The organism is Okeania sp. (assembly GCF_983059655.1).
The window spans coordinates 1-3,796 of the sequence record NZ_CEZPJD010000769.1 but is presented as its reverse complement, the minus strand read 5'-3'; the positions used below and the strand labels follow the sequence as shown (position 1 = coordinate 3,796).

Annotated in this window: 4 protein-coding genes; 3 read left to right on the top strand and 1 reads right to left on the bottom strand. The window is 36.6% G+C overall.

All coding sequences use genetic code 11. From position 1 onward, the window contains the following. Positions 1 to 154 precede the first annotated feature (154 nt). Positions 155 to 1,072 carry a putative CRISPR-associated protein gene (locus AC3DU7_RS28110; protein ID WP_488042553.1) on the top strand — a complete coding sequence of 306 codons (918 nt, stop codon included), beginning with the start codon at positions 155 to 157 and terminating at the stop codon, positions 1,070 to 1,072. Positions 1,073 to 1,317: 245 nt separating this feature from the next. Here AC3DU7_RS28110 and AC3DU7_RS28105 read toward each other — a convergent pair whose 3' ends face one another. Beyond that, positions 1,318 to 2,103: an Rpn family recombination-promoting nuclease/putative transposase gene (locus AC3DU7_RS28105; protein WP_488042552.1), complete on the bottom strand. Its 786-nt coding sequence runs from the start codon at positions 2,101 to 2,103 to the stop codon at positions 1,318 to 1,320. 211 nt (positions 2,104 to 2,314) lie between these two features. Between AC3DU7_RS28105 and cmr4 the strand changes: the two genes are divergently transcribed. Next, positions 2,315 to 3,298, top strand: coding sequence for a type III-B CRISPR module RAMP protein Cmr4 (gene cmr4 / locus AC3DU7_RS28100; RefSeq protein WP_488042551.1), 984 nt, complete (start codon positions 2,315 to 2,317; stop codon positions 3,296 to 3,298). A gap of 2 nt (positions 3,299 to 3,300) precedes the next feature. Further along, entirely contained in the window at positions 3,301 to 3,771 is a 471-nt protein-coding gene (locus AC3DU7_RS28095; protein ID WP_488042550.1) for a hypothetical protein, read from the top strand. The last annotated feature ends 25 nt before the right edge of the window (positions 3,772 to 3,796 follow it).

Genomic DNA, 3,796 nt, shown 5'->3' with positions numbered 1-3,796 from the left:
AAAAACCACTGGATAAGTGTTGGCAAAATTGGGATGAAAATTGGTTTCCCAAAGAGGGACCCTCCCTCAAGCGTTGGGGTTGTGGGTTAGCTTTACCTTTGGGTAATGATATAACGGAAAACGAATAATCAAAAATTAATTGGATATTTAAACAATGCAAACAATAATAATGACTGTCGGTACGTCGATGCTGAGAAACCGAGACTCAAGACCTTGGATGGGACAAAAGATTATAGGCGATCGCAACCTTGCTCTTAATTGGTTAAATCAAAAATTCAGTGAGGACGAAAATGCTCTTGAATGGCTAAGTGCAGAAACTAATACATTCTGGCGACTCGACCCCCACCCTAACGATGAAATTATGCTTTTACACTCAGAAACTCCGGAGGGTTTAGAATGTGCTGAAGTTATTGGAGATTTTTTCAAGTCTGCTCTTGGTCAGGAAAATGTAAGTTTGTATCAACTTCCTGGAGTTAATTATGAAACAGAAGAATCTGAGTCTGCTTTGGAAAAAATGGCAAAGTTGCTAGAAGAACTAATTAGTGTCGCTAAAGGAAACATCACCCTGGCAGCCACTGGAGGTTTCAAAGCACAGACTATGATTATGGCATTGGTGGGAAACCCAAAGTGGATTCCTGTCTGTTACATTCACGAACAGTATAGAGCATTAATTTATCTACCCCACCTAGAAACTAATGCTACTCCTGGGAAAGTACATACTGCTCCTAATAACCTTCCTAATTCCACTAAACCACGCTCGGAAGTAGTCAATGTTCAAGAGTCTAGAGAACATCATCGCCCTAAAATATGGAAAAAGGTAAAAAAGATGTTAGAAAATTTGCCTTGGGTTGAATATGTTCGTTTCGATAAAAATGCTTTTAGCGCTCCGAAAAATGGAGTTAAAGCAGCGCGTCGAGGAACTATAGATGGCCGTCATATTTTTTTGCTGCATCTTTATGAAAGTGAAGATACAAAAATGGCTGTTTCTATAGAGACGACTGGTTATACAGACGAACACGCAGAACAAGCAGCACAGGAATTGCGGAAAAGGTTAGGTCGGTTGATTAGTTAAAGCTATTGGTTAATTTTAGAAGCAATAGGTTTAGTTTTGTTAGTCTGGAATACTGGCAATAATTAGTTGGTTTTTGTTACCTCAACCCAACCAACTGTTTAAGTTAGTTCAGTTTAGAAATAGCTTGTCGAACTTGCTCAATTTCTAATTCTAATCATTTGTAGTAATTTTGTTCAAAACAATAGTCTGGAATGCAGGAAATAGTTGGTTGAGTTTTGTTATCTCAACCCAACCAACTGTTTAAGTTAGTTCAGTTTAGCAATAGCTTGTCGAACTTGCTCAACTTCTAATTCTAAAATTTTGGCAATCTTTTCGACAGGAAAGCCTTCCTTTAATAAGCGAGGAATAATTTCTAGCTTTCCTTCTATTTTTGATTCTGCCATTAATTCCTGAGCAAAACGAGTTTTTTTCAAATCATTCATACTAAACATGGCTTCTAACTCCTTACGACTCATTTGTGGTAATTTTTCCAGAACAATAACGGACAATAAATTAAAAATTTGTAACCGATCATTTTCATCAGTAAACTGCTGTTTTACTCGATTAATTAAAACGGTTGCTCTGTCCAAAAATTGTTTCTTCTTTTCTACAACTAATTGAACTATTTGTATACCTAAAGGAGTTGTTTCACTCACTTCTAATTCATTCAAATAGATGCGCTTGACTAGGGGAGAATCTAAAAAAGGTTGCACAGACTCTCTTTCCCTTTTTGTTGGTTCAAAGCTACGACTTTTAAAGATAATCATAGCACGCCAACGTAAGTTTGGGTCGTTATCTCTAAGATAGGTGAAAATCTCAGAAAATAAACGTAAATAGATTTTTTCGTCTTTTTGAAATTGCACCTCCGTAAAATAAATTGGTTGGTCAATATCTTGAGGCAAAAATACCCCATCTATTCTAAAGGCAGTCTGTTTTAATTCTACTGAATCAAAACGATAATCGTTGAGTTTTCCTGGCACTTCTCCCCATAACTGAAAGAAGGTTTCGGGTAACTCTTGGAAAATTCGATAAAATATATGGTCAGTTTTCACTTTGAATGAAGTTGAGTAAGAATTCTAGTTTCTCACAAATTTAGGTATAGCAGAAGAAAGAAGGAAGAAGAAAGAAGGAAGAAGGAAAAGTCTTACGTTGTCTGAGTTTTAAACTTTTGAACTGTCCTAACCTTTCCTTCGACTGCTATAACTTCTTAATAGAGACTAAGTCACAAATTTTTTAGCAGTTAATTTAACGGAGATTTAACTTATGTATCAGAAAGCTTACGGTATTATTGAGACTCTGGCACCTCTCCATGTGGGTGCGAGTGCTGGTGAAGAAACTGGTAATTTAAACTTGATTTTTCGAGACCAGTTTACTCAGACAGGAATTATTCCCGGTAGCTCTATTCGAGGTCGGATGAAGGCAGAAATGCGCGAACAACAAGGAAAAACTATTGCTGAAAAATGGTATGGGCAAGAAGCAGAAACGGGTAAAGCTGATAGCACGACAGAATCTTTAGTTAAGTTTGAGTATGCTTCTATAGTTTGGATACCCGTGTTTTGCCCTGGTCAACCTATTGTTTGGGTAAGCTGCCCTCGTTTGCTCAAGCGATATCAACGTATTGCTGGGGATGAGATTAAACATGTTGCTAAGAAGAATGAAAAATCTAAAAAGGTAGATTTGAAATTTAAAGACTTAGATTTGCCAAAAGAATATACGGGTTCCCAAACTTTGAAAGCAATAAATATAGATGGTAAGAAGACTCTATTTTTTAACTTTGGTTTTCTGACTATTAATCAACAAGAAGACTTAACTCCTTGGTTTCCTCAAGGTAAGCAATTACCTGCAATAATAGTAGAAGATAACGAAATTGCTATGATTCACGATATGGCCTTGTATCGTCAGAGTCGAGTTGCTCTTGATAAGGAGCAAAAAAAAGCAGCTAATAAAGCATTTTTTAATACTGAAGCGTTGCCAGAGGAAACCATTTTAGTTTTTCCAGTTGCTATCAAAAAAAGTAAACAGAAATCTGAATCTGATGTTAATACTGAGGAAAAAGATAAATCTCAACCTGCTACTAACGGTGAGAAAGAGGATAAATGGCAACCTTTTGTGAAAGAAAAAGAAACTGATGAAGAAAATACTTCTAGTATATCTTCCTCAGATAGTGTAAATGAAAGTGAAATTTATTTAGGTGGATTAGAGTCCATCGGTTTCGGAAGTTGTAAAGTGACTATTAGAGGAGTATAACAATGAACTTTCAACCTTACAGATTAGATGAGTATGCTCACAACTTGGTGTTAAAGTATAGCGATCGCGACGTTTTGAATGAAACTCATAAAATGCGAATGACGGTTGCTTATGGTTTAGAGCGGTTTTGGGGAGAGCAGTTTCGGTTGGAGAAAGACAACAATGAAGCTAAAGCTCAGTATTGGCAAGATACTTGGAAAGATCTTGTAGAGATTATGGCAGAAGCTGGTGTTAAAGTTCCCAACGATTCTATAGAAATTCCCAAGGATAAGAAGAATGAGGAGCAAAAAGCTAAATATAAAAAGCAAGTTGAGGGGATGGCAAAGAAGTTATGGGCAGCTAACAATAAGGAAAACTCTGACAATGAGGAAAACTTTAACCAAGAACATCGTAAGGTAACTCTAGCTGTACTAACTCAACTTTGTGATTGTATGGTATGGTGGGCACAACGATATAAACCGAGTAAAGAATAAGTGCGTATAGTGCAAAAATTGTAGT

What these genes read in the sequence shown, in the direction of transcription:
- AC3DU7_RS28110 (WP_488042553.1), top strand. Translation starts at nt 155, where the DNA reads ATGCAAACAATAATAATGACTGTCGGTACGTCGATGCTGAGAAACCGA.
- AC3DU7_RS28095 (WP_488042550.1), top strand. Translation starts at nt 3,301, where the DNA reads ATGAACTTTCAACCTTACAGATTAGATGAGTATGCTCACAACTTGGTG.
- cmr4 (WP_488042551.1), top strand. Translation starts at nt 2,315, where the DNA reads ATGTATCAGAAAGCTTACGGTATTATTGAGACTCTGGCACCTCTCCAT.